This is a genomic window from Pseudomonas sp. AGC41, from assembly GCF_057334555.1.
Map to the genome: position 1 here is coordinate 1,420 of NZ_JBHFJB010000069.1, position 3,309 is coordinate 4,728.

Below are 3,309 nucleotides of genomic sequence, written 5' to 3' on the forward strand. Positions count from 1 at the left end.
GGGTGGCGGCCAGGAGGGTCAGGTGCGCTTTCATAGGGAAGGGTTCATTCACTGGTAAGGGCCGCGACGGGGTCGAGGCGAGCGGCCTTGCGGGCCGGCATGAAACCGAAGACGACGCCGGTGACCAGCGCACAACCGAAGGCGCCGAACACCGCCAGCCATTCGAACGCCACGGCGATCTTGCCCAGCAGCAACGCGCCGCCCACCAGCAGGGCCAGGCCGATGCCGGCCAATCCACCGACCACCGAGAGCATCACCGCTTCGGTCAGGAACTGGCGCAGGATGTCGCGCTGGCGGGCGCCGGTGGCCATGCGGATGCCGATTTCCCGGGTCCGCTCGCGCACCGTCATGAGCATGATATTCATCACGCCGATGCCGCCCACCAGCAGCGAGATTGCCGCAATGGCCCCGAGCATCAGCGACAGCGTGCCTTGAGTGCGGGCCTCGGCCTGGATCATCGCGGCGTTGTTGGTCAGCTCGAAATCCTGCTTGCCGTTGTGCAGTCGCAGCAAGGTGCGGGAAACGGCCTGCTCGGCCTCCTTGACCTTGGCCGCGTCGCGAGCGGCGATCACCACGTATTCAGGATGACGGCTGCCGAACAGGCGCACGCTGGCGGCGGAGTAGGGCACGGCGATGCGGTTGTCGGCGTCCGAATCCCCCGAGCTGGCGCCTTTTTCGGCAAGTACGCCGACCACCTGGAACGGCACGTTTTCGATCAGGATGTAGCGGCCAATGGGATCGGCGACGTCCTTGAGCAGCTTCTGCCGGACCTTGTGGCCGATCACCGCGACGGCCGCCGCGCTGCGTTCATCGGCGTCACTGAAATAGCTACCCTGAGCCACCGGCCAGTTGAAGATGGTCGGGAAATTGGTGTCGTTGCCGCCCACATAGCTGGTGTGGTCGAGGTTGCCAAAACGCACGTTGGCGTTGTTGCCGTTGACCGGCATGATGCGTTGCACTTCGGGCAGGGCGGCGAGGGCGGCGATGTCCTGTTCGCTGATGATGCCCTTGGTGGCGCGTGGGTTGGGCGCGGTGCCGTTGAGGTAAATGATGTTGGAGCCGAAGGCGCCCATCTGCGCCATGACCTGGCGCTTGCTGCCTTCGCCCACCGCCAGCATTACCACCACCGAGGCCACGCCGATGACGATGCCGAGCAAGGTCAGGGCGGTGCGAAAACGGTTGATCCACATCACTCGCCAAGCGGCCTGGACGGCGTCCACCAGCTCGCCTTTCCAGGCGCCGTTGTGCTCGCTGCCGGCGCTCAGGCGCTGGCGCAGATCCACCGCCTGCAACGCCTTGGGGTTGGCTTGTGGTGCGCTGGCTGCGGTGGTGGCGCTGTCGCTGATGATCAGTCCGTCGCGGATTTCGATGATGCGTTTGGCCCGGGCCGCCACTTCGCGGTCGTGGGTGATCAGGATCACCACGTGGCCCTGGCTCGCCAGTTCGTCGAGCAGCGCCATGACTTCGATGCCGCTCTGGCTGTCGAGGGCGCCGGTGGGTTCATCGGCGAGGATGATGTGCCCGCCGTTCATCAAGGCTCGGGCAATCGACACTCGCTGTTGCTGCCCGCCGGACAGTTGGTGGGGACGATTGCCGGTGCGGCTCGCCAGGCCCAGGCGTTGGAGCAGGGCGCTGGCCCGGGCATGACGCTCGGCGGCCGAGGTGCCGGCATAGATGGCCGGCATCTCGACGTTTTCCTGGGCCGTGCCGGACGGGATCAGGTGATAGCCCTGGAACACGAACCCGAACGCCTCCCGGCGCAGCCAGGCCAGTTCGTCGCTGCCCAGTTGGGCAACATTCTCACCAGCAAAGCGGTACTCGCCGCTGGTGGGACGGTCGAGGCAGCCGAGGATGTTCATCAGCGTCGATTTGCCGGAGCCGGACGCCCCGACGATCGCCAAAAATTCCCCAGCGTGAATTGACAGGTCGATACCCCGCAACACTTCCACCCGTGGGCTGTCGCCACCGCCGTAGGCCTTGCGAATGTCCCGCAGTTCGATCAGGGGCGTACTCATTCAGCCTCCGCTGCCGCTGGCCGGGCCGATCAGCACACGATCGCCTTCGCTCAGACCGTCGACGATCTGCGTGCGCAAGCGGTCGCTGACGCCGGTGCGAACGGTTCTTGGCTGGATGTCGCCATTGCCGGCCAGCACCCGCACCTGGCTTGCGTCCTGCAACGCTGCGATGGGCACGGTCAACACGTCCTTGGCCTGCGCCGCGACGAAAAATACCTGGGCGGTCATGTCGGTCATCAGGGCGCGGTCGGCGTTGTCCACGTCCAACAGAACGGTGTAGAGCACCACCCGTTCGCTGCCGCTGCGGCCACCGGAGGGGCTGCCGCCCTGGCTGGCTTCCAGCGGACGCGGCGGCACCGGCAGGATCTGTCGCACGGTGCTGCTCCAGCGCCGGTTGCCGCCGGCCAGGGTGGTGAAGTAAGCGGTCATGCCCGGCTTGACGTGGCCGATGTCGGCTTCCGAGACTTCGGCCCAGACCGTCATCGGCGACAGCCGGGCTATGCGCAGGATCAGCGGGGTTTGCTGCTGGGCGTTGAGGGTCTGGCCTTCCCGGGCGCCGACGGCAACCACGGTGCCGTTCATCGGCGCGTAGATCCTGGTATAGCCCAATTCGGCCTCGTCGCTGCGCAGATTGGCCTGGGCCTGGCGGATCTGCGCCTGGTACATGTCGATGCGCGCCTGGGTCGCCCGCACCTCGGCCTGCGCCGTCTGCACATCCTCTTCGCGGGTGGCGCCGCCGGCCTTGAGTTGTTGCTGGCGACGGAATTTCTGCTGCGCCAGGTCGTGCTGGGCGCGTTGTTCCTGGAGTTGGGCCTTGAGGTTTTCGATGGAAAAACGTCCGGCGTCGAGCCGGGCTTTCTGCGTGGACGGGTCGATTTCCACCAGCAACTGGCCTTCGCGAACCTCGTCGCCGGCCTCGACATGGATCTTCTGGATCTGCCCGGAGGCCTGGGCGCCGACGTCCACATACCGCCGCGGTTGCAATGTGCCGAGGGCGGTGACGCTGTTTTCGATATCGCCACGGGTGACGGCCGCGGTGGCGATGGGGCCGTGGTCCGGCGTAACCGCTTGCCATGCGGCGAAGGCCACGGCCGGTAGCAGGGCGAAAGTCAGGAGCCAGGCGGGGCGGGTGAGGCGGGGACGTTTCATGCAGGGTTCCGGCCGGTGATATCGGGTCCGTCGCAAGAGCAACAGGGACGGGGGCTGTTCTGGTAAACGAGCGTTCCGGGCGGGAATTTAGCGGGTGAGATACTGCGTAACAGTTGAACCCCGTGGGGGGGGGGGGGGGGGGGGG

General features: G+C 66.5%; 2 protein-coding genes. Both read right to left on the reverse strand.

Going from position 1 to position 3,309, the window contains the following annotated elements; translation table 11 throughout:
• Window positions 1–44: 44 nt before the first annotated feature.
• Entirely contained in the window at window positions 45–2,015 is a 1,971-nt protein-coding gene (locus ACE04F_RS13230; RefSeq protein ID WP_486107295.1) for a MacB family efflux pump subunit, read from the reverse strand.
• Window positions 2,016–3,164: an efflux RND transporter periplasmic adaptor subunit gene (locus ACE04F_RS13235; protein WP_486107297.1), complete on the reverse strand. Its 1,149-nt coding sequence runs from the start codon at window positions 3,162–3,164 to the stop codon at window positions 2,016–2,018.
• Window positions 3,165–3,309: the final 145 nt, after the last annotated feature.

What these genes read in the sequence shown, in the direction of transcription:
- ACE04F_RS13230 (WP_486107295.1), bottom strand. Translation starts at nt 2,015, where the DNA reads ATGAGTACGCCCCTGATCGAACTGCGGGACATTCGCAAGGCCTACGGC.
- ACE04F_RS13235 (WP_486107297.1), bottom strand. Translation starts at nt 3,164, where the DNA reads ATGAAACGTCCCCGCCTCACCCGCCCCGCCTGGCTCCTGACTTTCGCC.